Origin of the sequence: Streptomyces sp. SYP-A7185, from assembly GCF_046103685.1 — a bacterium.
In the GTDB taxonomy this organism is placed as follows: Bacteria; Actinomycetota; Actinomycetes; order Streptomycetales; family Streptomycetaceae; genus Streptomyces.
In genome coordinates, this window is record NZ_CP122310.1 from 98868 (window position 1) to 123615 (window position 24748).

The window sequence follows — 24748 nt, forward strand, 5'->3', positions numbered from 1 at the left end:
ACCATCGCCGGTGAACGGTGCAGGAACCTTGGCAGCGGATGGTGTGCCCCTTGTGCCGAGTGGGGGCCCCGTCACCGATTCGCTGGTGTCCGAGGTCGGGCCGGGGCCCGTCGTACTCGGCGTCGTACTCGGCGTCGGTCGGCCGCTACTCGTCACGGAGGGAGTGGGGGCCGTGGTGCCGGGCGGTGACGCGGCGCTCGACGCGCTGCCGCTGGGGCGTGATGGATCGGCCGGCTCGGATGATGTCGGCACGGGCCGGCTGGGCACGTCTGTCGAGGAGGGACTCGCGGGTCCTGGCGCCGCGGTGGGACCCGGCGAATGCGTCGGAGGTGTCCGCCGCACCGTGCCCGGCTCGTCGGACGGTACTCCGGGGATGGGCAGCAACGTTCCGGGGGCGAAGGGCGCCGCACCCATGAAGCTGAGCGCAAGCGCGATCGTGTAAGCGACACACAGCGCGCCGAATCCATACGCGAGACGCCGCACGACCCGGCCCCGACGGCCCGTCGAGTCGACGAACACCGGGGCGGTACGTTCCGTCGATCCGGACGAGCGCGCGAAATCAGGACTGGCAAGAGGAAGCGTTTCGGTGCTGTCGGTGCCATCTTCGGACAGGTGCGTGCGCCGCCACCGAAAGCGTGTGCTCACCCGGGGAAGCATGGCCCTCCCCCTCCTGCCGGATGCGCGTGCCCGTCGTCACCACCATCCTCGCGTCCGGGCGAGCGCCCGAAGAGGCCGGTCGGCCTCGCCAGGGGACCGCCCGGCCCCTTCCGGGGGCGGGCCGGACGGGCGCGTTGGCGAGTTGCCGGTTCGTCGTCTCACATACCGGATCGGTGACCGCGTGCAGGACCGCCACGGAAGGTTGGGGATGCCTTCCTCCAGCAGCTGCGCTCCAAGGAGATGGATCTCAAGTGACCGATGTGCCGGCACTTGCCCCGCTGGAACGGCTGCGTACCGTCGTCTGGCCCGGCGGTTGGGACCACACGCTTGAACACGCCCGGTCACGACGCCTATTGATGCTGCTCGGAGTCCTGGAGTTCGGCCAGCAAGGCGGTCTGGCCGACGAGGAGTTCGGTGAGGATGCGGCGTGCCGCACGCAGGAGTTCGGCGACATCGCCACCGGCCAGGGCGTACGTGACGGTCGTGCCTTCGCGGGTGGAGACGACGATGCCGGAGCGGCGCAGTACGGCGAGTTGCTGAGAGAGGTTCGAGGGCTCGACGTCGATCTCGATGAGCAGGTCCCGTACCGATACCGGTCCGTTCTGGAGGAGTTCCAGGACGCGGATGCGGACCGGGTGCCCGAGCATGCGGAAGAACTCTGCTTTGACCTGGTAGAGGGGCGCCTGCACGGGATCTCTCACTCTCCTGACGCGGATGAGGCCCTGAGACGGGGGTGCGGCGGCCCTGACCGCCGCCGCCGCACCCGGCGTGACGTCCCCCCTCCCCGGCCGGGACCACTCGATCCGAGAGTTCGGAAGATGCAGAGCTAGCGGCTTGAACAATTCTTCAAGTAGCGGGCGTAGAAAAAACGTCGGGGCTCACACCTCGATCTGCTCCTCGGTGAGCTTGAGGAGGCGGCGCGCCATAGCGAGATTCGACCGGGCCTTGTCGATGACGAGATAGATGAAGAGACCGTTACCTGACCTTCCGGTCACCGGACGGATGAGGTGGTACTGGGTGCCCAGAGTGACGAGGATGTCCTCGATCTCGCTCTTGAGGCCCAGCATCTCCATGGTGCGCACCTTGGCGCGGATCAGGTCGGTGTTGCCGGCCGCCGCGACGTTCAGATCCAGGTCCTTGCCGCCGCCCAGCGTGCCGAGCGCCATGCCGCTCGTGTAGTCGACGACGGCGGCTCCGAGCGCTCCTTCGGCCTCGGTCAGCAGGGTTTTGAGGGACACTTCCACACTGGTCATGGTTCTCCTTCGAAAGACGTGAAGGCTGGTTGTCCGGCCCTGGCGGAGACTCTAGGAGCCGCGCCGCCACCCGATGCGAAAGCAGCCGCAGTTGCCCTCTTCGGATCGGTTGGATGCGCTTGCGTGCCGTACTCGAGCCGCTCACTTGACCTACTTGTCGGTCGCGGACTGTGCACGCGGCGTGCCCGGGTGAAATCACCCGGGCGTGGACGGCGGCGACGCGGGAGAGCCACTGCATGTCGGCCGCCGCGCCAGACACGGTGCGGTCGTAGGACATGAGCACTCCCACTGGCAGGAAACGGCCGTTTCCTCTATACCCCACCGGGTACCCGCGCAGCTTGAGGCGGCGCCTGGCAAGGGGGTGCCGTCCATCTCTGGAATACCCCCCCCGGGTATTGCTGTTAGGGTGAGTGTCAGATACCCCCCGGGGTACACCGTCCCACCGTTCGTGAGGAGTCGTCGTCGTGTTCTTCATCGACACCCTGGAATTCGAGGGCCTGGGCAACCGCAGCTACCTGGCCGGCGGACCCAGTGCCGCGGTGGTCATCGATCCGCCGCGTGACATCGATCAGGTCATCGTCGCGGCAGCCCGGCGCGGTGTGCGCATCGCTTTCGTGGCCGAGACCCACGTGCACAACGACTACGTCACCGGCGGTCTGGAACTGGCCCGGGTGACGGGCGCCACCTACCTGGTGCCGGCCGAGGCCCAGGTGTCCCTCGCCCGCACCCCGGTTGCCGACGGCGACACGGTCACGGTGGACGATGGCCTGGCGCTGCGCGCGATCGCCACTCCCGGGCACACCCCGCACCACACCTCCTACGCCCTTGCAGAGGACGGGCGCGGGGTCGCGGCGTTCACTGGCGGATCATTGCTGATCGGCACCGTGGGCCGCCCGGATCTGGTTGAACCCAGGCTGACCGAGCAGCTGGCCCGCGCCCAGCACGCCTCCGCCCACCGCCTGGTCGACGAGCTGGACGATGAGGTACCGGTGCTGCCCACCCACGGCTTCGGCAGCTTCTGCTCCTCCTCGCAGGCCGAGGAGGACGCGACCACGATCGGCAAGGAACGCGTCACCAACGACGCGCTGACCCTGGATGTGGACACCTTCGTCACGCAGATACTCGCCGGCCTGGACGACGTGCCCGCCTACTACGCGCACATGGGCCCGGCCAACGCAGCAGGGCCCGCACCGATCGACCTCACCCCGCCGCGGCGGGCGGACGCCGAGGAGATCGCAGCCCGGCTGGCCGCGGGCGAATGGGTGGTGGACCTGCGCAGCCGCATGGCCTTCGCCGAGGGGCACGTGGCCGGGTCGTTCAACTTCGAGGGCGAGGGCAAGCTCGCCACCTACCTGGCCTGGCTGATCCCGTGGGGCAAGCCCGTCACCCTGCTCGCCGACACTCCTGAGCAGATCACCGACGCACAGCGGGAGCTGGCCCGGGTGGGCATCGACCGCCCGGCCGCCGCCGCGACCGGCGACCAGGCCGACTGGATCCGTCCCGGCGAAGAGCTCGCCTCCTTCCCCCGCGCCCGCTTCGCCGGCCTCGCCCAGGTGCGCGAGCGTGGCGCTGACGTGGTCGTCCTGGACGTACGCCGCAATTCCGAGCGCGCGGACGGCTACATCGACGGCTCGGTCCACATCCCGATCCACGAGCTGCACGGGCGTATCGGTGAGGTGCCGGACGGGGTGGTGTGGGTGCACTGCGCCGGCGGGATGCGCGCGGCGATCGCCGCCTCCCTGCTGGATGCCGCAGGCCGTGACGTGGTCGCCGTCGACGACGGCTTCGACGCCGCCACCGAGGCGGGACTGCCCCTCACCCGCCCCGATGCCACCGACTGACAGCCCGCCCGCACCACCTGCACGAAAGTGACCCGACGATGTTTCCGCTTCTTCGCCGCGGCCCCGGCCGCCTCACCCCGAAACAGGCTCACCAACGCACCCGCGACGGCCAGGCCGTGCTGCTGGACGTGCGCGAGACACCGGAATGGGCGGCGGGACACGCGCCCGGCGCGCTGCACCTGCCGCTGTCTCGCCTGATGGCCGGGGCATCGCTCCCGCCCTCCGCTCAGGGCAGGCCGGTGGTGGCGATCTGCCGCTCCGGTCACCGCTCCCAGCAGGCCACCAAGCTCCTGGCCGGCCGCGGCATCGAGGCCACCGACGTCACCGACGTCACCGACGGCATGGTCGCTTGGGCTCGAGAGGGCCTGCCGGTCACCGGCCAGGGCGGCGGCGGCGGTGTCATAGCGTGAGCGCGCTGATTCTGGCCCTGTTCGCAGGAGCCGTGGTCGGCCTCGCGCTCGGCGCGCTCGGCGGGGGCGGCAGCGTCCTGGCGGTGCCCGCGCTGATCTATCTGCTCGGCTTCACCCCGGCTGCCGCCACCACCGCCAGCCTGATCATCGTCGCCGCGACCTCGCTCACCGCTCTGTACGCCCACGCCCGCACCGGCAACGTCCGCTGGAAAGCCGGTGCCCTGTTCGCCGCGGCCGGACTGGTGCCCGCCGCAGCGGCCGGAGCCGCCGCCTCCCGCCTGCCCCAGCCCGTACTGACCGCCGCATTCGCCGCCATCGCAGCCCTCGCCGCCGCGAAGATGCTGCGTCCCGGCCAGGCGAGCGCCGCTCGGACGCCCGTGGTGCAACCGGCAAAGGCCGCCGGCGCCGGCGTGGGACTCGGGGCGCTGACCGGGCTGCTCGGGGTCGGCGGAGGCTTCCTCGCCGTCCCCGCCCTGGTCACCGTGCTGGCCTTCGAAATGCAGGCCGCCGTCGGCACCAGCCTGCTGGTCATCTCGGCGAACTCCATAGCCTCCCTGGCCACCCGCGGCGCCACCACCGCCGGCATCGACTGGGCGGTCATCGGCCCCTTCACGGGTGCGGCGATCCTCGGCGCCTGGGACGGCAAACGCCTGGCCGCCAAAGTTACCGGCACCCTGCTGCAACACACCTTCGCCATCGTCCTCCTGGCCGTAGCCGCCTTCATGCTCATCGACACCCTCATCTGACACCTGGCGGACGATCAGATGCCGACGGCGCCCCGGCTTCAGGCAAGAGAAAGGAACAGCTTCTCCAGCCGGGCCCGCATCTCCTCCCGGTCACCGGAAGCGGCCATGTCCGCATCGGTCAGGCAGTGTTGCAACCCCGTGGCGATGATCGCGAAACCCGCCTTGTCCAGAGCCCGGGACGCGGCAGCCAACTGCGTGACCACGTCCTCGCAGTCCCGCCCCTCCTCGATCATCTTGATCACACCGGCGATCTGTCCCTGCGCCCGGCGCAGCCGGTTGACCACGGTCTTCAGTTCCTCAGCCGCCATCGCCAGTTCCACAGCCACACACTCCTTCTGGATACCCCCGCGGGTACCCTACCGAAGGGGTAACCCCAACCGAGCAGAGATAAATCCCCGGGCCTCCGGTGCCCGCTCCGCCATCGCCACCCAGCGCCTGGCCGACCCGGGCATCGCCGCCTTCATCCTCACGGGCGCACCAAACCACTGGGATGCCATGCTGAGCCTCCGGCAGAAGCGGGCGGCCGTCGTGGCGTTCGCGGTCACTCCTGCACCCCATCCTCGTAGTCGAGCCCGGTGGCGTCCGGGTCACGCAGCGCACGCCGGCCCCGACCGCCGGGACCATGGCACGGGAGCTGTAGCGTCCCAAGCAGCTCAGGTTCGCGTGACGCGGCGGGGACGGCCGCGCGACATTCTCATCCAGCACGTCGTACTCCTCACCGGAGTACTGGCTGGGCGCTGAAGAGCACTCCATGCGTCTGGGCGTCCTGTTCGGCCTGGGAGACGCGGGGAAGGCAGCCCTGGTTCCCCATCCTTGCCGGGCTGACTCTCCGCTGTATGGGCACATGGGCCGGACGTCCCCGGAGCGGGGCCGACTGGCCCACAGCGCACGGGTGTGCCGAGCGGCACGATGAACGAAAGTCACGATCTCGGGTGAGAGGGGATCGGCATGAGGTGCTACGACTGCGCCGAGGCCGGCGAAACCGAGCAGGCAGTCGCTGTGTGCCGCCATTGTGGAGGTGGAGTGTGCCCGAAACACGTACGCGTGACCGGTGAGGAAGCGCGGCATGTGGCGGGCATGGGGCTGAGTCACGGTCTTCGCGACGCACGTCACATGACCTGCGGTGTATGCCACGACGCGGAGTCAACGGGTTAGGCCGACCGCACGCTCGGAGGCACTGCGCCGCTCACGGTCGATGACCAGAGGCGTCGGTTCACGGCACTCCGTGGGAACGCGGTGCCGGAGGGCACCACGCTCTCGGTCGACGGACGAGGGGTCCTGTCCACGTAGGACAACTCCAGCTCTCAGCCTCGGGCGTGAAGCAGTACCCCGGCTCCGGCTGTTGCGCCCCCTGCTGCCCTGCTGCCTGCCTCGAAGCGGGCGGGGCAGCACTGGCGTGACGTTGGAAGGCACTCTGTCCGCCCGTGGCGTGATCCTCGTAAGCGTCATCCCAGATGCGGGACCACCGCCACGGGGCACTGAGCGTGATGCAGCACCGCGTGCGCCACCCGGCCGAGCTGCAGACCGATGTGGCCGTGGCGCCTCGTGGCACCGACCACCAGTAGGTCGGCGGCGGCTGAGCGGCGCAGGAGTGCCTTGCGAGCGGTACGTTCGGGGGTGGCGCGATGCACCACCACGCCGGGGTGATCGATGGATGCCTCGCGCACCGCTTCGTCGAGCAGGGTGGAGGCCTGTTCCTGATGGAAGTGCACGGACTGCGCGGTAAGCCGAGGATGGCTGGCCCCCTCAACGGCTGGGCGGCGCCAGGCACGCACGGCGTGGAGCTCACAGCGCCGGGCTTCCGCTTCCTCGAAGGCGAATCGCACCACGGCATCGGCTGCCGGGCTGTTGCCGACACCGAGCAGAATGCGCTCGTGCCTTCCCTGCCGACTGAATGCAGCACCCCGCACCACGATCACTGGACACTCGGCGCGCGCCGCCAAGGCCAGGCCGACCGAGCCGAGGAGCAGCTCCGTGATCTCGACACGCCCGCGTGACCCGGTGACGAGCGCGGTCGCGTGCCGCCCTTCACGCAGGAGCGCTTGCACGGGGTCCGCGTAGAGCACCTCGGTGGTGGACTCCACGTCGGGTTTGCTGCGCCAAGCGCGTTCGGCGGCATCGTGGACCAGAAGGTCGGCATCCACGTGCGGGGAGGATCGGTCTTCCACCGGGGATACTGAGCCTTCGTGCGACTCTCGTACAGACACGTGGACCAGGCGCAGCACAAGGCCATGCCGCGCCGCGTAGGCGGCCGCCCAGTCCGTGGCCCGGAGGCTGGACTCGGAACCGTCGATGCCCACGACCAGAGGCAGCTTCATCGTCCCCCTCACCTTCTTGCCGGTTCGCTCGGGCACCGCCGGCAACACCGGGCCGAGGCGGGAACGGTTGGAGAAAGAGCGATTCGGCCCGTCTTGGGGTGCTGCCCGCCCAGATGAACGTGGGCACGGCGCCTGTGCGGCCGATGTGGTCTGGTCACGCAGGCGCCGGCGGTACGGGCGGGTTACGCTCCGGTGTGCCGCACCGGGATGGTCTTGGTGCCGGTCTTCGTCTCCGGTACCGGAACGGTGATGGTCAGTACGCCGTCCTTGTAGTCGGCCGTGGCGTCGTCGCCGCGGGCGTCGGCGGGCAGCCGGACGGCGCGGGCGAAGGTGCCGTAACGGAATTCCGTGTGGCGTTTGTCCGTGGCCTCCGTGCTGCGCTCGGCGCGGAGCGTCAGGACGCCTTCCGTCACGGTGATTTCGACGTCCTTGGCGGGGTCGATGCCGGGGAGCTCGGCCCGCAGGATGTATGTCCCTTCGGTGAAGGACTCCTCGATCCGGATACCGTGCAGCCCGGGCACCGTGTGCAAGCCGGGCAGTCCCGCCTCGACCCAGCCGAACAGGTCGGGCAGGGCCGACGGCCAGTTCGGCAGCCGCTCGATCATGCCACTCATCTCGCCCCACCTTTCACGTAGTTGGGGTCTTCCTTCCCTCCCAGCGTCGCGCCGCCCCGGCCCGTCCACCAGGGCCGACCGGACCTGCTTCGAGCCCGGCTGGCCCCGACTGGGCTCACAGCCGTCGCGCGCGTGTCACGGCGCCTCAGCTGTGCCCGTAGGGGCCGCAGGAACCGACCTGAACACGGTGTGAGTCCTCATGGAACAGCAAAGGCTGGCCGAGGCGGCAGCCCAGGAAGTCGAGGACCCGCGATCCGGGCAGTCGGCCCGTCGGTGGTCCCGTAGGCGATCAACACGCTGCTGGGCATGGGTTTCCGCTTGCTTTCACAGCTTTCGCAGCCATTCTTCGGTGACGCCGTGCAATGCCTGCTCGTCCGGCCTGAGGTGTGAATCGTCCAGCCGGTAGCTGAGCTTGGCGACCACCGCGACGACGCCGTCCACCTGACGCGCCATGGAGGCGGCAATCTCCGTCTCACTCCTGCGCTCCATCTGGCCGGCGAGAGTGACCACGCCTTCGGTCACCGACACGTCGATGAGCCGAGGCGACAACCACAGCGCGCGCACCAGCACCTCCTCGATCACCTCGTCATGGATGTCGGCGTCCGTCCGCAGGAAGACCTGGAGCAGGTCGCCCCGCGTGACGATGCCCACGAGCCGCTCTTCCTCGTCCAGGACAGGCAGCCGTTCCACGCGTCGCTGCGCCATCGTGCGGGCGGCCTTGACGATGGTGTCATCGGCGTGAACGGTTACGGGTGGTTCGCTCATCAGCTGGCCGGCGGTGCGGGCTTTCGCCTTCGCGGCCTGCTCCTTGGAGTTGCGGGACAGCGCGGAGAGCTGGAAGCGATGCTTGGGCTCGTAGCGGTCGGGGGTGGCCGCCTGGCGGGCCAACAGGTCGGACTCGGAGATCACTCCGACGACCTTCTCGTCGTCGTCGACCACCGGCAGCCCGCTGATGTGATGGTGGGCCAGCAGGTGTGCCACTTCCTTGAACGTGGTGTCGTATTTGGCGCTGATGACTTCCTTGGTCATCACGGAGCCGACCTTGTTGTGCTTCATGAGTGTTCCTTCCTCAGCGGAGTCGGCGCGGATAGGGATTCTTTTGCAGGTCGCCCGCCCTAAGGGCAGGCGCAGCGACAGTTACTCCAGCCCCTCAAAGCCGGCAGGTCCGCTGCCATGCGCGCCGAACAGTACGAAGGGGCCAAAGACCTCGTCCTTGACCACGCCGGTGAGCAGACCGGCGGACCCGGCCACCAAGTGCCCCGAGGCGGAGCGCACTTGGGAGCCGCCCTGCAGATCCAGGAGGCCTGCACAGGCACGCGGGGCGAGCCAGCCGGCGTCCGGATGAGCTGCGAGATGGTCCCCGCACCTGTCCGTGATCGGCTGGTGTCAGCGAGGAGATGCACACGGTGGTGCCGTCGGGGAGTAGGGCAAGGACCGTGGGTCGGCCGAACCGGTCGTCCGTCATAACGGATCTCCTCCATGCTCGTGACGCTTCGATCGTCCAACGGACGAGAGAGGGCGCCCATGGGCTGACCGGGCGCGACCTGGGGCCGACCGACCCTGCAGACACGGTGCTCGGTGCCGACCGGTCAGCTCGGCAGGGTGCGAGCGCAGGGACTCCCCCAAAATCCCCGACACCGTGCGGTCGGAGACGGAGACCGGATCGCGGTCGGAGTCCGGCACGGTGAGGTGCAGCGTCCCCGACCGCAGGTGCTGACGGACACCCCAGTGGCCCTGGTTGCGGATCGAAATCCCGTAAACGGAAAGTTCCGGCAGCGGAACGCGGACGAACCGCAGGGCGCCTGCCCTGTTCTCAAGCCCTGTCGAACCACGCTGGACGGGGTCCAGCGTGCCCGCCGTAGCGCTCAGGGCGCCTCCTGCACGAAGCCACAGGCCGGGCACGAAGGGCACGGGCCAGCATCCAGCCGTGGACGAGGTTGCTCAGGGTCGATCCATGGCGGACCTGCGGCGGCAGCCAGTTGGGCAGGTCGGCCATGTCCTCGTTCTCGACCTGGCGCCCGGCCACCTGAGAGGTGAGCCGGTTGCAGCAGCCCGCCACGTACGTCTTTGGACAGTGGACGGAGTCGGCGGTCCACTCGGGGGCGGCGCCCCGGATCGCGAAGTAGCCGTTGCCGAGGGTGCACAGGAACTCGCGCAGACGCACCCGCGCCGGGTCGTATGCCTCGTACTCCCAGGTTCAGGCCCGCATCGTCAGTCCTCCGAGTCCAGTAGCTCCGCGAGGTCGTCGACCACCAGGTCCGCTCCGTGCTTCAGCAACGCGGCACGGGTACCCGGCGTGTGGGTCCGGTCCACCCCGATCACCACGCCGAAACCGCCACGGCGCCCCGCCTCGACTCCGGCCAGTGCGTCCTCGACGACAGCGGCACGAGCCGCGGGGGTCCCCAGGCGGCAGGCCGCCTCCAGGAACAGGGCCGGGTCGGGTTTGCCGGCCAGGTGCAGCCGGGAGGCCTCGGAGCCGTCCACGAGTGCGTCGAAGAGATCGCGCACTCCCGCGTATTCGAGGAGTTCGAGGGCGTGCCGGGAAGCCGAGACGGCGGCTGTCGCGACGCCGGCGGAGCGCAGGACGCCCAGCAGGCGGACCGTGCCGGGATAGGCGTCGATGCCGTGCTCGCGCAGCCGGTCGGTGTACAACCGCTCCTTGTCGGCCGCGACGGCCTGGACCTCGGCCTCCGTGGGGGTCAGGCCCTGGGACTCCAGGTAGGCCCTTGCCCCGTCGGGACGCGACTTGCCGTCGACGTATCGAAGATAGTCGTCCCGTACGTCGAAGGGGCGCCTGCCGCGCAAGAGCGGAGAGGCGTCGAAGGCCGTCTTCCACGCGGCGGCGTGCACCCGGGCGGAGTCTGTGATCACGCCGTCGGTGTCGAAGACCACGGCCGCTGTGTCCCGCAGTACGCGGGGTGTGGCAACCGTGCCGTCCTGGCCGGTGTCCATCAGCGGTCGGCCACCAGCGCGGTGAGGTCCAGAAGCCGGTTGGTGTAGCCCCACTCGTTGTCGTACCAGCCGAAGACCTTCACCAGCGTGCCATTGGCCTGGGTCAGGGCGGGGTCGAAGACGCAGGACGCCGGATCCCCGATGACGTCACGCGAGACGATGGGCGCCTTCGAAACCCGCAGGATGCCCTTCAAGGGGCCGTCCGCGGCCTCGGCGAAGGCGGCGTTGACCTCGTCGGCCGTCGTCTCGCGGCGCAGCACCACCGCGAGATCGGTGAGCGAGCCGTCCTCCACCGGCACGCGGACGGCGATGCCGTCCAGGACGCCCGCCATCTCCGGCAGGACCACACCGACGGCGCGGGCGGCTCCCGTGCTGGTCGGGATGATGCTGAGGGCCGCCGAGCGGGCCCGGCGCAGGTCCTTGTGCGGACCGTCGAGGAGGGCCTGGTCGTTGGTGTAGCCGTGAATGGTGGTCATCACTCCCCGGTCGATGCCGAACGTCTCGTGCAAGACCTTTACCATCGGCGCCACACAGTTGGTGGTGCAGGAGGCCGCCGACACGATGCGGTCACTGTGGTGGTCGTACGTGTCGTCATTGACGCCCAGCACGATGGTCGCGTCCGCGTTCTTGCCGGGTGCGGAGAGCAGCACCGTGTGAGCCCCGCTCTTCAGGTGCAGGGCGGCCGATTCGCGGTCGCGGAACCGGCCGGTGGACTCGATGACGATGTCGGCGCCGTGGTCGGCCCAGCGCAGGGCCGCCGGGTCACGTTCGGCGGTGACCTCGATGCGCCGGCCGTCGACGGTGAGGGAGCTGTCGTCGTGGGTGACCTCGCGGCCGATGCGGCCGAACGTCGAGTCGAATTCGAGGAGGTGGGCCAGGGTGGCGGGCGGAGCGATGTCGTTGATGGCGACGACCTCGACATCCTGGGTGCCCGCCTGGGCCTGGTCCAGTGCCGCGCGAAGGTAGGTGCGGCCGATGCGGCCGAAGCCGTTGATGCCGACGCGTGTGGTCATGGTCGTGAACTCCTTTGTGACGGGCGGGTTTCAGTCGGTCCAGGTCCAGTCGGCGACCTCGGGCATGTCGGTGCCGTGTTCCCTGATCCAGGCGTGGTGCCGGGTGCGGGTGTCGGCCATGTGCTGGCGCACGGCGGCGGCGCGCACCGCGAGGCCGGGAACCCGGTCGATGACGTCCATGACGAGGCGATAGCGGTCCATGTCGTTGCGGACGACCATGTCGAACGGTGTGGTCGTGGTGCCCATTTCCTTGTAGCCGCGGACGTGAAGGTGGCTGTGTCCGGAACGGCGGTAGGCGAGCCGGTGGATCAGCCACGGGTAGCCGTGGTACGCGAAGATCACCGGCTTGTCAGTGGTGAAGAGGCCGTCGAATTCGAAGTCGCTCATTCCGTGGGGGTGCTCCTCACGGGGCAGCAGCCGCGTCATGTCGACGATGTTCACAACCCGCACGGCCAGTTCCGGAAGGTGTCGCCGGAGCAGGTCGGAGGCCGCGAGGATCTCTTGGGTGGGGACATCGCCCGCGCAGGCGAGGATGACATCGGGTTCGCGGTCCCCGTGCGCGGAGCCTGCCCAGTCCCATATTCCGGCCCCGCGGGCGCAGTGGGCGCGGGCCTGGTCCATGGAGAGCCAGTCGAAGCACGGCTGCTTGCCGGCGACGATCACGTTGACGTAGTCGCGGCTGCGCAGGGCGTGGTCCGCCACCGACAGCAGGGTGTTGGCGTCCGGCGGGAGGTAGACCCGTACGACTTCGGGGCTCTTGTTGAGGACATGGTCGACGAAGCCGGGGTCCTGATGGGAGAAGCCGTTGTGGTCCTGGCGCCAGACGTGTGAGGTGAGCAGGTAGTTGAGGGATGCGATCGGTGCCCGCCACGGCAATTCCCGTGACGTCTTGAGCCACTTGATGTGCTGGTTGACCATCGAGTCGACGATGTGGACGAACGCCTCGTAGCAGGAGAACAGGCCGTGCCTGCCGGTGAGGAGGTAGCCCTCCAGCCATCCCTGGCAGGTGTGTTCGGAGAGGATCTCCAGCACCCGACCGTGGCGGTCCAGGTGTTCGTCCACCTGGAGGGTCTGGGCCTGCCACGCCTTGCCGCTGATGTTGTAGATGGCTCCCAGCCGGTTGGAGGCGGTCTCGTCCGGTCCGACGACACGGAAGTCGCGGCGTTCCGAGGTGTCCTGCATGATCTGTTCGAGGAGATCGCCGAGGATCCGGGTGGGTTCATGCAGCGTGGCGCCGGGCTTGTCGACGGGTACGGCGAAACGGTCGAGGGACGGAACGGGGAGGTTCCGCACCAGCAGGCCCCCGTTGGCGTGTCCGGTGGCGCCGAGCCGACGGGAGCCCTCGGGGATGCAGGCCAGGACGTCGGCGGCAGGCCGCCCAGCGGCGTCGAAGAGCTCCTCGGGACGGTACGAGCGCAGCCAGGCCTCCAACTGCCTCAAGTGTTCCGGGTTTTCGCGTACCCCGGACAGAGGGACCTGGTGAGCGCGCCACGTGCCCTCGACCTGGACCCCGTCGACCTCGGCGGGCCCGGTCCAGCCCTTGGGGGTGCGCAGCACGATGACGGGCCAGTGCACCCGTTCGGCCACGCCTTCCTCGCGGGCTGTCGACTGCATCAACTTGATGCGGTCCAGTGCCTGGTCGAAGGCCTTGGCCATGGCTCGGTGGATGTCGTGCGGGTCGTCGCCGCTGACGTGGATGGGTTCGTGGCCGTAGCCGCGCAGCAGTGCGTCGAGCTCGGGCTCGGGCAGCCGGGAGAGCACCGTCGGGTTGGCGATCTTGTAGCCGTTCAGGTGGAGGATCGGGAGGACCGCGCCGTCGTGTACCGGGTCGAGGAACTTGTTGGAGTGCCATGAAGCGGCCAGCGGGCCGGTCTCCGCTTCCCCGTCACCGATCACACAGGCCACGAGAAGGTTCGGGTTGTCGAACGCGGCGCCGTAGGCATGAGCGAGTGAATAGCCCAGTTCGCCTCCCTCGTGGATGGAGCCAGGTGTCTCCGGAGCGACATGGCTGGGCACTCCGCCCGGGAACGAGAACTGCCGGAAGAGGCGATCCATGCCGTCCGCGTCGCGCGGGACATCCGGATAGGTCTCGCTGTAGCTGCCCTCGAGCCAGGAGTTCGCGAGCACGGCGGGGCCACCGTGGCCCGGCCCCCACACGCACAGTGCCTCCAGGCCCCGCGCCTGGATCACCCGGTTGAGGTGGGTGTACACGAGGTTGAGGCCGGGCGAGGTCCCCCAGTGGCCCAGCAGTCGCGGCTTGATGTGCGCGGGCGTCAGGCGTTTGGTCAGCAGAGGGTTGCCCAGAAGATAGATCTGGCCCACGGAAAGGTAGTTGGCGGCTCGCCAGTGGGCGTCCAGGGCGCGCAGTTCCGCGTCGGTCAGTACCGTGCTGTCCTGGTGTGCGGTCTGGGGCATGGTGACTCCGTAGTCGTCGAGGCACGTCATCGAGTGGAGCGGGCGGCATGGCCCAGGAGCGGGTGCGGGCCGGGGGCGCCCGGCCGAGGGCCGGGAAGCGGCGGTCGGCAGGCGCCGCCGACCATGCGGCGGGCCGCTGAGCCGGTCACGGCGCTCATACCCTTTGCGGTACGACAGCGACCGGGCAGGCGGAGTGGTGCAGGACCGCGTGCGCGACCCGGCCGAGCTGGATTCCGAAGTGCCCGTGCCGGCGTCGGGCACCGACGACGAGCAGATCGGCGCCGGCGGAGGCAGCCAACAGCACCTTCTGGGCGGGGCCTTCGGCGATACGCCGGTGCAGTTCCACTTCCGCCGGGACGTCCCAAAGCGCCGCTTCCAGGGCCGTCGCCGCCTGCTCCTCGTGCAGCCGGGCCGGCTCGCCCGCCAGCAGCGGATGGTCGACGGTCTCGTGCGCGGGGCATCGCCAGGCACGTACCGCCTCGAGGGGCACCGCGCGGTGCGCCGCCTCCTGGACGGCGAAGCGCACGGCCACCGCACTTTCCGGCTCTTCGCCGACCCCCACCACCACGCGTCCGCGCCCCGCAGACTCTGCCAGGTTGCCGTGGCTGCCGCGCAGCACGATCACGGGACAGTCGGCACGGGCGGCGACCGCGAGGCATACCGAGCCGAGGAGCAGCTCGGTGATGCCGCTGCGGCCGCGGGACCCCAGAACCAGCGCGCAGGCGTTACGCCCCTCGTTCACCAGCTCGGGCACCGGCTCTCCGCGCAGTACCTCGGTGGAGATCTTCACGTTCGCCTCGCGGCGATGGGCGCGTTCCGCTGCTGCCTCGACGATGGTGTCGGCCTGTACCTGTTCTGAGGTCACGCCAAGCGCTTCGGAGAGAGCGGCCCCCTCGTAGCGCTCCCACAACGAGGCGTACACGAGCCGCAGAGGCACACCGCGCAGGGCGGCTTCGCCGACAGCCCAGTCGACGGCGCGCAAACTGGTCTCCGACCCATCGACGCCCACTATCAGAGGCAGTTCCATGATCCTCACTTCCCGTGGCGAGATCGAAGGCGATGCGCGCTTTGGCGTGACCGCGCAGCGCGTTGTCGGGGGACTCGTCCGCTGCCCTCACGGCGTGGTGCAGGACAGCGTGCGCGATGGGACCGATGTGGACGCCGAGGGAGCTCCGCCGGACGCGACGGCCCACCACGATCAGGCAGGCCTCACGGGCCGCATCGACCAGATGCTCCGCCGGTGGTCCGTACCGGGACTCCTCGATGACGTCGACGGAGGGGAACTTCTGCCGCCACGGTCGCAGGGCGTGCCTGAGGGTGATGGCTTCCTGCCGGGACAGCTCGTTGTGAAAATCGCGATCGGCGGCGAGGCCGTACGCGTAGTAGGGCGGCGGATTCCAGCCGTGGACGACCCTGAGAGTGGTGGCGCGGCATCGAGCCGCTTCAAAGGCGAACTCGACGAGCGCGGGGTCCGGGTCGTCGTCGGTGGCCAACCCCAGGACCACGGGCCGGTAAGGAGTCGCGGCGGACGGGATGCCCGCGGGGTCCATCAGATGCTCGTCCGCGGCCTGTTCCTCGGCGCGGACCAGGACCACCGGCCGTTCTGCGCGCGCAACGACGGCCTGGCCCACCGACCCCACCAGAAATCCGCCGAGCCCGCTCATACCACGCGAGCCCAGGGCAAGCAGGGGGGGCATCCTTCGCCACCTCGGACAACCGCTCGGCGGGCCGACCCGTGAGGTGTTCTGCAGTGATCTCGACACCCGGGTGCCGTAGCCGCAGCCCGTCGGCGGACTCACTCGGGACCCGCTCGCTCCAGTGCTGCTGTGTCTCAGCGCCGAGGAGCGGCGCCTGTACCGTCGGATACGGCAGTGGCTCCCGGACATGAACCAGCTTCAGCGCCAGTCCGCGCAGCTTGGCCTCGCGGGCCGCCCATTCGGCCGCCGCCCGGCTCTCCGGCGAACCGTCGAGGCCCACGATGATGGTGCGCGGCATGGTCTCCACCTCCTGGAATCCCTTGAGGGTTCCAGCGTCGTGTCGATCGGGGTGGTTGTGCAGGGGCCACAGGGACCTGGCCGGGGCCGTTCGGCCCTATGGCCGCAGGCGCGGCGGCCCCATTCTGGGCCCGCCGCGCCTCCCCTGCCCCACGTCGGGTCAGCGAAGCCGGCTGTGGGTACGGACGAGGGGCAGCTTTGTGCAGAGCTTCCCAAGGCCCAGGGTGTCGCCGGCAGAGGCCGGTGTGGCGGCTAGCCGGAGCGCGAACCCGCCGACGAGGATCTGAGCACACGCATCACAAGGAGACTCATGCCCCTCAGCTCGGGTGATCACCTTGCGCAGTGGCGTCGCACGGCGCCCGGGCTCGCCATCCTCTGCCGCTACCGGCGTTCGTGGCTGAAGGGCGACCTGTTGGCGGGGGTGACGGTGGCCGCCTACCTCGTCCCACAGGTCATGGCGTACGCGGGCGTGGCCGGCCTGCCGCCGGTCGCAGGGCTGTGGGCGATCCTGCCCGCGCTCGCCCTGTACGCCGTGCTCGGCTCGTCACGCCTGCTGTCGGTGGGCCCCGAGTCGACGACCGCGCTCATGACGGCCACCGTGGTCGGCCCGCTCGCTGCCGGGGACCCTGCCCGCTACCCCGCACTGACGGCAGCTCTCGCCATGACCGTCGGGGTGCTGTGTCTTGTCGCGTATGCGCTGCGGCTGGGCTTCGTCGCCGATTTGCTGTCCCGGCCGGTGCTGATCGGCTATCTGGCGGGCGTGGCACTGATCATGATGGCCGATCAGTTGACAGAACTCACCGGCGTGCACACAACGGGCTCCGCCTTCTTCCCCCAGCTCTGGTCCTTCGCGGGGAATCTGGCGGAGGCCCAGCCGACCACGCTGGTGTTGGGTGTCGCCCTGCTCGCGTTCGTGCTCGCCGTAAGTCGATTCGCCCCCGTGTTGCCCGGCCCTCTGCTGGCCATGGTGCTCGGCACGGTGACCGTGGTGATTTTGGACCTCGACAACCGGCACGGCGTCAAAGTGATCGGCGAGGTCCCGACGGGCCTGCCCGGCCTGGCCGTGCCGGGCTTCACCGAGCTGCCGCACCTGTTGCTGCCCGCTTTGGGAGTGCTCCTGGTCGGCTACACCGATGTCATCCTCACCGCGCGAGCCTTCCGTGATCGTGGCGATCAAGGGCCGGATCTGGACGCCAATCAAGAACTCCTGGCCCTGGGCGCGGCCAACCTCGGCGCATGCGCTGTGCATGGATTCCCTGTGAGCAGCAGCGCCAGCCGCACGGCACTCGCATCATCGACGGGCGCCCGCACGCAGGCCTACTCGCTGATCGCGGGGGCGGCGGTCCTCGCTGTCCTGCTCTTCCTCAGCCCATTTCTGACCCGCACCCCTACAGCCGCCCTGGGGGCGCTCGTCGTGTACGCCACCATACGCATGATCGACCTGGCGGGCTTCCGGCGCCTGGCGGGTTGTCGCCGCCGGGAGCTGCTCCTGGCAGTCGGCTGTCTGGTCGGCGTCCTTGCTCTGGACATCCTGTACGGCGTACTGGTAGCCATCGGCCTGTCGGTCGCGGAACTGCTGTCCCGGGTCGCGCGCCCGCACGATGCGATCGAAGGACTGCTGCCAGGTGTGGCCGGCATGCATGACGTGGACGACTACCCCCAGGCCCGAACGGTTCCCGGCCTGTTGGTCTACCGCTATGACTCGCCACTCTTCTTCGCCAACGCAGACGACTTCTACCGTCGTGCCCTGGCCGCCGTCGACCAACGCGATGGGCTGGTCCACTGGTTCGTCCTCAACACCGAGGCCAATGTCGAAGTCGACATCACCGCCCTGGACGCGGTCGATGCCCTGCGCCGTGAACTGACCCGGCGGGGCGTGGTCTTCGCTCTCGCCCGGGTGAAGCATGATCTCTTGGACGACTTGGAGGCGTACGGCCTGAGGGAGACCGTCGGCCCCGATCTGATCTTCCCCACACTTCCGACGGCCCTGGCCGCCTACCGCAAGTTCTACCCGTCACGTACGTCGCCGCCAGCCAGTCCGACGTCTGGTGACATACCGCCATCAGCTCCGTAGTCCAGGTACTCGCCGTTCAAGCGCGAGTGTCCTCAGCACGACGCCGGGACGGCCGTCCCGGCAATCTCAGTTGTGCGGGACGACAGCCACCGGGCAGCGGACGTGGTGCAGCGCCGCGTAAGTGACGGCACCGATGTGCGCACCGAGGCGACTGTCCCGAGTCCGGCGTCCCACGACGACGAGGGAGGCTCCCGCTGACGCGCCCACCACTGCGGTGGCCGCCCGTCCTTCACGGACGGTTTCCCTCACGGGGACTTCCGGGAACTTCTCGCACCACGGCCGTAGCATCGCTTGTAGGGCGCGTTCCTGCGCCGCCAGCAGTTCCGGTCCGGAGACCGGTACCTGCGGTTCCTCCACCGGCTGGTCGTATGTCACACGGTAGGCATGGATCACCCGAAGTGCGGAGCGGCAGCGTCGAGCGGATTCAAAGGCGAACTCGATCAGTTCGTCGCCGGGGTGATGGATGTCGAGGCCGAGGACGACATCGCGGTACGGGGTCTCGGGTATCTCATCGGGAGAGATAGATACCGTCCACGGCGGGAAGGTGTTCGTCGGCGGTGCTCTCATCCGCCCGTACGAGCACCACGGGGTGGGAGGACCGGGCGATGACCCGCTCGGACACCGAACCGAGGAGGAAGCCAGAGACTCGGCCAAGGCCACGGGAACCGAGCACCAGCAGCTCTGTGTCGTCCTCGGCGGCCACCAAGGCTGCCACCGCGGAGTCGCTCACCAGGCGCTCCACGACCCGCAGCCCTGGGTAAGCGGCACGGAGGCTGCCCGCCGCCCGATCCAGGATCTGTTCGGCCCACTCGTGCTCGGCCCTGCCCGCGGGGACCGAAGGGGCGGGGCGGGGGTGCCACGTCCAGGCATGCAGGAGATTGAGCGAGACGCCGCGGCGCATGGCCTCACGGGCGCAGGGCCTTGATCTGCTCGGCGATCTCCTCACGGTCGCGGATGACGTTCGCGGTGGACGGCACGGCGTCCAGGAGGGCGCGTTCGGCGCGCTTGGCCTCGATGAGACGGTCGGTGCCGTAGAGGGCGACCCTTCGGTAGTCACCGATGATCCGGCCACGGCCGTAGGAGTCGGGCAGCCCGGTGATGATGCCGACCTTGCGGGCGGTGCGCATCGCGGGCGTGTACGCGTCGAAGACGCCGTCGTTGTGGGTCTTTCGGTAGCTGCCGAAGACCTTACTGACGAAGGGGTCGGGCTCGTAGCCGTACGCCTTGAGGCTGTTCTCCACCGTGCGGATGCCGCCGTTGGGCATGATCGCGCGCTTGAGGGGGGCGTCGGTCTGCAGGCCGACGATCAGCTCGCGGTCGCGGTCGATGAAGCCAGGAGCGTGCGAGGTGATCGTAGAGGGGGTGGCGGCGTCCACATCAAGGACACCCCGGCTGCGCTCCTCCGGGAAGAGCGCGCTGGCCTTCTCCCACACGGCGCGGGTGCGGTCCGTCGGCCCGGCGAGAAAAGACGCGTCCTTCTCGTAGGGCGTGTAGTTGGTCTGGACGAAGGCGCGCACGTCGACGCGCTCGCGCCACTCGCCTCCGGCGAACTTCCGCCAGGCGTCGGCGGTCCCAGAGCCGTCTGTCACCGTCGCGGTCATCCCAGGTCCTCTCGTCGGGTCGTCGTCTCCACGGCCGATACTCGTCCCGGGCTCGAGAGGAGAGGAGGGCCGGGCAGGGCACCCAGGGGGCCCTGCGGCCCTGACAGGGATCGGGACCTTCGGCCCCCGCCGTACGTACAGGTCCCCTGCCGCGCACCGGCCCGGCAGGGGCGCGATCGAACGCCTCAACCGTGCGGTACCAGGGCGACGGGGCAACCGGCGTGGTGGAGCGCCGCGTGCGCCACCGGGCCCACGTGGGCGCCGAGCCGGTGGCCGCTCGCGCGGCGGCCCACCACGAGGAGCCCGGCGTGCTGCGCCGAGTGCACCAACTCCACAGCGGCCCGGCCCTCGATGACCGATTCGGTCACCGGGACCCTCGGGTACTTCTCCCGCCACGAACGGAGCACTGCGCTCACCGCGCCTTCCGCGTCAGCCTGGGCTTGGGCCCGCGCGGGCGACTCCGCCTGCTGGTCCGTTGCCGGGCGGCCGGAAGCAGGGGGCGCGATGACCAGCGACGCGTCGGACACAGGCCGCGTGGGCGACCGGAAGGCGTGCACCACACGCAGGCCGGTGCCGCGCCGCTGGGCGGCGTCGAAGGCGAACTCAAGGACCTCGTCGGAGGGGTGGCCGGTGTGCAGGCCGAGGACGACCTCACGGTAGGGCGTCTTCGGGATCTCGTCCGGAGCGACGCCGTCGGCGGCGGGAAGATGGTCCCCCACCACTCCCCGGCCCGCCCGGACCAGCACCACAGGGTGAGTGGAGCGGGCCACGACGCGCTGGGACACGGACCCCGTGACGAAGCCGCCGATGGCTCCCAGGCTGAGCGAGCCGAGTACCAGCATGTCGCTGTCGGCGCCCACCGCGAGCAAGGCGGCGACCGTCGAGTCGCACACCAGCCGCTCGGTGATCCGAAGGTCCGGGTGGGCCGCCCGGAGACCGCTTGCGACCTCCAGCAGAATCTTCTCGGCCCAGTCGTGCTCGGTACAGTCGATGGGAACGGACGGCGCGGGGCGGGGGTGGCGGTTCCAGGCGTGCACCACGCGGAGACCGGTGCCCCGCCGCCGTGCCTCGTGAGCCGCCCAGTGCGCGGCGGCAAGGCTCGCGGGCGAGCCGTCGACCCCCACGGCGATGTCGTGAAGCATGACGCGTCCTCTCCCGAGTCGGTATACCTCCTGATGTCTGTGAGCCTCCTCTTTGACGGACGGCGACTCCAGGGCCACTCGGCCCTGGTCCGGGTCTCGCCGGGCCCTACATGCCGAGTGGTCGTCCTACGACGCCAGGGGCTCGCCCGGCCGCGTTTCCCGGCGCGGCACAGGGCCGGTCGGCCCACCCGAGGGGACCGGCGGCACCTCGCGCCCGTGTCGGCGCCGTCCGAGGCTGGAGACACCGAGCCCCGCAGCAGAGGAGCGCGCGTCATGGTCCGTTACGTCTACGACTTCACGGAGGGCGGCCGGGACATGGCCGGCCTGCTCGGCGGCAAAGGCGCCAACCTCGCCGAGATGACCCGGCTCGGCCTGCCCGTGCCCCCGGGCTTCACCGTCACCACCGAGGCGTGCCGGGCCTTTCTGGACAGCGGTGGTGAACCCGAGGGCATGTGGCGCGAGGTGTCCGACCGCCTGACGGCCCTGGAACGCGCCGCGGGCCGGCTGCTGGGGCAGCCGGACGGGCCGCTCCTGCTGTCCGTCCGCTCCGGCGCACGGTTCTCCATGCCCGGCATGATGGAGACGATCCTCGACATCGGCCTGAACGACGAATCCGTCCTCGGTCTCGCCAAGGTCTCCGGCAACGAGCGCTTCGCCTGGGACTCCTACCGGCGCCTCGTCCAGATGTTCGGCAGTACGGTCATGGGTGTCGACAGCGCGCACTTCGAGCGTGAGATCGCGGTGCTCAAGGAAACGCGCGGCGTACAGGACGACGTACACCTGACGGCCGGTGACCTCGCCGGGTTGGTCGATACGTTCAAGGAGTTGATCCGGGACGAGACCGGCGAGACCTTCCCGCAGTCCCCCGCCGAGCAGTTGCGCCGTGCGGTGCTTGCCGTGTTCGCGTCCTGGAACGGGGAACGCGCTCGCCTGTACCGACGGCGTGAGCACATCGCGGACGACCTGGGCACGGCCGTCAACGTCCAGCGCATGGTCTTCGGCAACCTCGGGGCCGACTCCGGCAGTGGTGTCGCCTTCACCCGTGACCCCGCCACCGGGCGGCCCGGACTCTACGGCGACTACCTGCCCGACGCGCAGGGCGAGGACGTCGTGGCCGGCATCCGCAACGCGGTGCCGCTCACCGAGCTGCAACGCCTGGACCCAGGCTCCTACGACCGGCTGCGCGCGCACATGCAGACCCTGGAAGGGCACTACCGGGACCTGTGCGACATCGAGTTCACGATCGAGCACGGCACGCTGTGGATGCTGCAGACCCGGGTCGGCAAGCGCACCGCGGAGGCCGCCTTCGCCATCGCCGCCGAGCTGGCCGACGAAGGGACCATCACCCAGGACGAGGCGCTCGTACGGGTGAGCGGTGAGCAGCTGGCCCGGCTGATGTTCCCGCGGTTCGACGCCGACGCGACCGGCGAGCCGCTCGCTCACGGCGTCCCGGCCTCGCCCGGCGCCGCGGTGGGCGCCGCCGTCTTCGACTCCGCCGAGGCCGTGCGGCGCGCGACAGCCGGCGAGAAGGTGGTGCTGGTCCGTCAGGAGACCACCCCCGACGACCTCCCCGGCATGATCGCCGCGCAGGCCGTCCTCACCAGCCGTGGCGGCAAGACGAGTCACGCGGCCGTAGTGGCCCGCGGCATGGGCAAGGTCTGCGTGTGCGGCGCCGAGGCGCTGTCGGTGGACACCGGGGCACGGCGATTCACGACCCCGGACGGCACGGTCGTCGAGGAGGGCACGGTGCTCTCCGTGGACGGTTCGGCCGGAGCTGTGTACCAAGGACCGGTGCCGCTGGCCGACTCCGCGGTCATCCGCTTCCTGGAAAACGGCACGCGCGACGAGAACGCTGCCGGGACGGTCGACGCGGTGGCCGGTGCCCTGGCCCGCGCGGACAGCGTGCGACGCCTGGAGGTGCGGGCCAACGCCGACACCCCCGAGGACGCGGCACGGGCCCGCCGGTTCGGCGCGCAGGGCATCGGCCTGTGCCGCACCGAGCACATGTTCCTGGGCGAGCGCCGCAAGCTGGTCGAGGAGATGATCCTGGCCGGCTCCGACACCGAACGGGACCGGGCCCTGGCGGCCCTCCTGCCCCTCCAGCGGCAGGACTTCGCCGGAATCCTGGAGGCGATGGACGGCCTGCCGGTCACGATCCGGCTGTTGGACCCGCCGCTGCACGAGTTCCTGCCCGACCGCACGGACCTCGCGGTGCGCATCGCCGCAGCCGAGGCACGCGGCGAGGTGCCGGCCCCGCACGACGTGGAGCTGCTGGCCGCCGTCAACCGCATGCACGAGGAGAACCCGATGCTGGGCCTGCGCGGTGTCCGGCTGGGCCTGCTGGTGCCCGGTCTGGTCGCCATGCAGGTACGGGCGGTCGGCGAGGCGGTGGTCGAGCGCACGCGGGCCGGTGGCGCACCCCGGGCGGAGATCATGGTTCCGCTGGTCGGGGACGTCCGCGAGCTGCGGATCGTCGGCGAGGAGGTGCGGCGGGTGCTCGCCGAGGTCTCCGAGCGGTCGGGCGTGGCGGTCTCCTGCCCCGTCGGCACCATGATCGAGCTGCCCCGCGCCGCGCTGACCGCCGGCCGGATCGCCGGGGAGGCCGAGTTCTTCTCCTTCGGTACCAACGACCTCACCCAGACCACATGGGGCTTCTCCCGCGACGACGTGGAGGCGGAGTTCTTCTCCGCCTACCTCGACAAGGGCGTCTTTCCCACCTCCCCGTTCGAGACCCTCGACCGGGAAGGTGTGGGCAGGCTCGTCGAGATCGCCGTCACCGAGGGCCGTGCCGCACGGCCGGACCTGAAGATCGGCGTCTGCGGCGAACACGGCGGGGACCCCGACTCGGTCCACTTCTTCCACGCGACCGGCCTGGACTACGTCTCGTGCTCGCCGTTCCGGGTGCCCGTGGCACGGCTGGAGGCCGGGCGGGCCGCGCTGGAGGGGACCGACGCGAGTGACAGCAGGTGAGCGGGCCGGGGGCGGGACCGGAGAACGGGGCGGCACGGGCATCAGGCCCGGAATGCCGGGCGGAACAAGGGCAAGGGGTGGGACACATGACTGACAAGGTCGGCGGTACTGGCGACATCACCGACACCGTGCGGGTGCGCGCCGAGGGAGAGGTGGACGAGGAGTCGCTGGCGTATCTCAAGGAGAAGATCGGCGCCGCCCTGGACCGGCCGGGGCTCGCGCCCGTGAGCGGTGAGGTACGCGTCGTCAGGGCCACCGGGCACCACGTCGAGCTGCCCTGGTCGGCCGGGGCCGAGATCAGGCTGGGCGGCGGCCTCGTCATCGTCCACGCCCGCGAGGCCAGCGCCCGGGAACTGGCCGACCGGCTGCGGGACCGGCTGCGCGAGCGCACGGACCGCACGGCGCACCGCAGGGCGGAGGCCCGCAGGGCGGCCCCGCCGCCCCCGTGGCGCGGTGGTCCGCTGTAGCGGAGGCGCTCCTGCGAAGCCGCTCGACCGTCACCCCGTCGGCGGGCACTGCCTGGACGGACGAGGTGGCGGGAGGGCAGTGCGTGGACGAGCGGGCTGTGCGTGGTCGGGATGCGTCCCGAGCAGGCCGTCCGTCACCTTCCCGCACGCGGCCCAACCGGTGACACATCGAGGGGCGGAACGGCTCTCTGTGCCGGCCGAGGAGGATTGACTCACCGGCACCGCGATCCGCCGGTGCCTGTCGCAGGTCTCCGCGGACGGAGCGTCCGCGCATGGCGGCG

The 24748-nt window shown here is 70.1% G+C and carries 21 protein-coding genes and 3 pseudogenes; 8 read left to right on the forward strand and 16 right to left on the reverse strand.

Annotation, left to right across the window (positions count from 1 at the left end; translation table 11 throughout):
- The first annotated feature begins 85 nt into the window (after positions 1-85).
- Positions 86-442 (forward strand): hypothetical protein, encoded by a 357-nt coding sequence (locus tag QBL25_RS00475; RefSeq protein WP_409054938.1) that lies wholly within the window; start codon positions 86-88, stop codon positions 440-442.
- A gap of 565 nt (positions 443-1007) precedes the next feature.
- Here QBL25_RS00475 and QBL25_RS00480 read toward each other — a convergent pair.
- Both QBL25_RS00480 and QBL25_RS00485 read right to left on the reverse strand, forming a co-directional pair.
- Positions 1008-1346, reverse strand: a complete 339-nt coding sequence (locus QBL25_RS00480) for an ArsR/SmtB family transcription factor (protein WP_409054939.1) — start codon at positions 1344-1346, stop codon at positions 1008-1010.
- Positions 1347-1535: 189 nt separating this feature from the next.
- On the reverse strand, positions 1536-1910 hold the full coding sequence (locus QBL25_RS00485; protein ID WP_409054940.1) for a hypothetical protein: 375 nt from the start codon (positions 1908-1910) through the stop codon (positions 1536-1538).
- A gap of 464 nt (positions 1911-2374) precedes the next feature.
- Between QBL25_RS00485 and QBL25_RS00490 the strand changes: the two genes are divergently transcribed.
- Genes QBL25_RS00490 through QBL25_RS00500 form a run of 3 tightly spaced genes read left to right on the forward strand, consistent with a single transcriptional unit; the run spans position 2375 to position 4907 of the window.
- A complete protein-coding gene (locus QBL25_RS00490; RefSeq protein WP_409054941.1) occupies positions 2375-3751 on the forward strand; it encodes an MBL fold metallo-hydrolase in 1377 nt (458 codons plus the stop codon).
- Between the two features lie 38 nt (positions 3752-3789).
- Positions 3790-4161, forward strand: a complete 372-nt coding sequence (locus tag QBL25_RS00495; RefSeq protein WP_409054942.1) for a rhodanese-like domain-containing protein — start codon at positions 3790-3792, stop codon at positions 4159-4161.
- Positions 4158-4907, forward strand: coding sequence for a sulfite exporter TauE/SafE family protein (locus QBL25_RS00500; protein ID WP_409054943.1), 750 nt, complete (start codon positions 4158-4160; stop codon positions 4905-4907). Before QBL25_RS00495 ends, QBL25_RS00500 begins: the two co-directional genes overlap by 4 nt.
- Before the next feature lie 38 nt (positions 4908-4945).
- Here QBL25_RS00500 and QBL25_RS00505 read toward each other — a convergent pair whose 3' ends face one another.
- Positions 4946-5227, reverse strand: coding sequence for a metal-sensitive transcriptional regulator (locus QBL25_RS00505; RefSeq protein WP_125509839.1), 282 nt, complete (start codon positions 5225-5227; stop codon positions 4946-4948).
- A 628-nt stretch (positions 5228-5855) separates the two neighbouring features.
- Here QBL25_RS00505 and QBL25_RS00510 point away from each other — a divergent pair.
- Entirely contained in the window at positions 5856-6062 is a 207-nt protein-coding gene (locus tag QBL25_RS00510) for a DUF2180 family protein (protein WP_409054944.1), read from the forward strand.
- A 290-nt stretch (positions 6063-6352) separates the two neighbouring features.
- Here QBL25_RS00510 and QBL25_RS00515 read toward each other — a convergent pair whose 3' ends face one another.
- The 9 genes and pseudogenes from QBL25_RS00515 to QBL25_RS00555 all read right to left on the reverse strand — a co-directional run.
- Positions 6353-7225 carry a universal stress protein gene (locus tag QBL25_RS00515; RefSeq protein ID WP_409054945.1) on the reverse strand — a complete coding sequence of 291 codons (873 nt, stop codon included), beginning with the start codon at positions 7223-7225 and terminating at the stop codon, positions 6353-6355.
- 182 nt (positions 7226-7407) lie between these two features.
- Positions 7408-7839 carry an Hsp20/alpha crystallin family protein gene (locus QBL25_RS00520; protein ID WP_409054946.1) on the reverse strand — a complete coding sequence of 144 codons (432 nt, stop codon included), beginning with the start codon at positions 7837-7839 and terminating at the stop codon, positions 7408-7410.
- A gap of 324 nt (positions 7840-8163) precedes the next feature.
- Positions 8164-8895 carry a CBS domain-containing protein gene (locus QBL25_RS00525; protein WP_409054947.1) on the reverse strand — a complete coding sequence of 244 codons (732 nt, stop codon included), beginning with the start codon at positions 8893-8895 and terminating at the stop codon, positions 8164-8166.
- Between the two features lie 901 nt (positions 8896-9796).
- Positions 9797-10036, reverse strand: a pseudogene (locus QBL25_RS00530) (glycoside hydrolase family 65 protein); the annotation flags it as partial.
- Positions 10037-10050: 14 nt separating this feature from the next.
- Positions 10051-10791, reverse strand: coding sequence for an HAD family hydrolase (locus QBL25_RS00535; RefSeq protein WP_409054948.1), 741 nt, complete (start codon positions 10789-10791; stop codon positions 10051-10053).
- Entirely contained in the window at positions 10791-11804 is a 1014-nt protein-coding gene (gap, locus tag QBL25_RS00540; RefSeq protein ID WP_409054949.1) for a type I glyceraldehyde-3-phosphate dehydrogenase, read from the reverse strand. The genes QBL25_RS00535 and gap overlap by 1 nt, the downstream gene beginning before the upstream one ends.
- A gap of 30 nt (positions 11805-11834) precedes the next feature.
- Entirely contained in the window at positions 11835-14219 is a 2385-nt protein-coding gene (locus tag QBL25_RS00545) for a phosphoketolase (RefSeq protein WP_409054950.1), read from the reverse strand.
- 154 nt (positions 14220-14373) lie between these two features.
- On the reverse strand, positions 14374-15246 hold the full coding sequence (locus QBL25_RS00550) for a universal stress protein (RefSeq protein ID WP_409054951.1): 873 nt from the start codon (positions 15244-15246) through the stop codon (positions 14374-14376).
- A 91-nt stretch (positions 15247-15337) separates the two neighbouring features.
- A pseudogene (locus QBL25_RS00555) lies at positions 15338-16214 on the reverse strand (universal stress protein); the annotation flags it as partial.
- 309 nt (positions 16215-16523) lie between these two features.
- Between QBL25_RS00555 and QBL25_RS00560 the strand changes: the two are divergent.
- Positions 16524-18287 carry a SulP family inorganic anion transporter gene (locus QBL25_RS00560; RefSeq protein ID WP_409054952.1) on the forward strand — a complete coding sequence of 588 codons (1764 nt, stop codon included), beginning with the start codon at positions 16524-16526 and terminating at the stop codon, positions 18285-18287.
- A gap of 66 nt (positions 18288-18353) precedes the next feature.
- On the opposite strand, the gene QBL25_RS00565 is transcribed toward QBL25_RS00560, so the two are convergent.
- The 4 genes and pseudogenes from QBL25_RS00565 to QBL25_RS00580 form a co-directional block, all read right to left on the reverse strand.
- Entirely contained in the window at positions 18354-18854 is a 501-nt protein-coding gene (locus QBL25_RS00565; protein WP_409054953.1) for a universal stress protein, read from the reverse strand.
- A complete protein-coding gene (locus QBL25_RS00570) occupies positions 18796-19188 on the reverse strand; it encodes a universal stress protein (protein WP_409054954.1) in 393 nt (130 codons plus the stop codon). The genes QBL25_RS00565 and QBL25_RS00570 overlap by 59 nt, the downstream gene beginning before the upstream one ends.
- A gap of 13 nt (positions 19189-19201) precedes the next feature.
- Positions 19202-19888 (reverse strand): annotated as a pseudogene (locus tag QBL25_RS00575) (pyruvate formate lyase family protein); the annotation flags it as partial.
- 185 nt (positions 19889-20073) lie between these two features.
- Positions 20074-21030, reverse strand: a complete 957-nt coding sequence (locus tag QBL25_RS00580; RefSeq protein ID WP_409054955.1) for a universal stress protein — start codon at positions 21028-21030, stop codon at positions 20074-20076.
- Positions 21031-21303: 273 nt separating this feature from the next.
- Here QBL25_RS00580 and ppdK point away from each other — a divergent pair, with 273 nt between their 5' ends.
- The gene (ppdK, locus tag QBL25_RS00585; protein WP_409054956.1) at positions 21304-24000 is read left to right on the forward strand and encodes a pyruvate, phosphate dikinase; all 2697 of its coding nucleotides are present in this window, start codon (positions 21304-21306) and stop codon (positions 23998-24000) included.
- A gap of 86 nt (positions 24001-24086) precedes the next feature.
- Complete coding sequence (locus QBL25_RS00590; protein ID WP_409054957.1) at positions 24087-24467, forward strand: hypothetical protein; 381 nt, start codon at positions 24087-24089, stop codon at positions 24465-24467.
- The last annotated feature ends 281 nt before the right edge of the window (positions 24468-24748 follow it).

What these genes read in the sequence shown, in the direction of transcription:
- QBL25_RS00570 (WP_409054954.1), bottom strand. Translation starts at nt 19,188, where the DNA reads ATGCGCCGCGGCGTCTCGCTCAATCTCCTGCATGCCTGGACGTGGCAC.
- QBL25_RS00580 (WP_409054955.1), bottom strand. Translation starts at nt 21,030, where the DNA reads ATGCTTCACGACATCGCCGTGGGGGTCGACGGCTCGCCCGCGAGCCTT.
- gap (WP_409054949.1), bottom strand. Translation starts at nt 11,804, where the DNA reads ATGACCACACGCGTCGGCATCAACGGCTTCGGCCGCATCGGCCGCACC.
- QBL25_RS00535 (WP_409054948.1), bottom strand. Translation starts at nt 10,791, where the DNA reads ATGGACACCGGCCAGGACGGCACGGTTGCCACACCCCGCGTACTGCGG.
- QBL25_RS00525 (WP_409054947.1), bottom strand. Translation starts at nt 8,895, where the DNA reads ATGAAGCACAACAAGGTCGGCTCCGTGATGACCAAGGAAGTCATCAGC.
- ppdK (WP_409054956.1), top strand. Translation starts at nt 21,304, where the DNA reads ATGGTCCGTTACGTCTACGACTTCACGGAGGGCGGCCGGGACATGGCC.
- QBL25_RS00510 (WP_409054944.1), top strand. Translation starts at nt 5,856, where the DNA reads ATGAGGTGCTACGACTGCGCCGAGGCCGGCGAAACCGAGCAGGCAGTC.
- QBL25_RS00565 (WP_409054953.1), bottom strand. Translation starts at nt 18,854, where the DNA reads ATGAGAGCACCGCCGACGAACACCTTCCCGCCGTGGACGGTATCTATC.
- QBL25_RS00485 (WP_409054940.1), bottom strand. Translation starts at nt 1,910, where the DNA reads ATGACCAGTGTGGAAGTGTCCCTCAAAACCCTGCTGACCGAGGCCGAA.
- QBL25_RS00590 (WP_409054957.1), top strand. Translation starts at nt 24,087, where the DNA reads ATGACTGACAAGGTCGGCGGTACTGGCGACATCACCGACACCGTGCGG.
- QBL25_RS00515 (WP_409054945.1), bottom strand. Translation starts at nt 7,225, where the DNA reads ATGAAGCTGCCTCTGGTCGTGGGCATCGACGGTTCCGAGTCCAGCCTC.
- QBL25_RS00550 (WP_409054951.1), bottom strand. Translation starts at nt 15,246, where the DNA reads ATGGAACTGCCTCTGATAGTGGGCGTCGATGGGTCGGAGACCAGTTTG.
- QBL25_RS00495 (WP_409054942.1), top strand. Translation starts at nt 3,790, where the DNA reads ATGTTTCCGCTTCTTCGCCGCGGCCCCGGCCGCCTCACCCCGAAACAG.
- QBL25_RS00560 (WP_409054952.1), top strand. Translation starts at nt 16,524, where the DNA reads ATGCCCCTCAGCTCGGGTGATCACCTTGCGCAGTGGCGTCGCACGGCG.
- QBL25_RS00545 (WP_409054950.1), bottom strand. Translation starts at nt 14,219, where the DNA reads ATGCCCCAGACCGCACACCAGGACAGCACGGTACTGACCGACGCGGAA.
- QBL25_RS00520 (WP_409054946.1), bottom strand. Translation starts at nt 7,839, where the DNA reads ATGAGTGGCATGATCGAGCGGCTGCCGAACTGGCCGTCGGCCCTGCCC.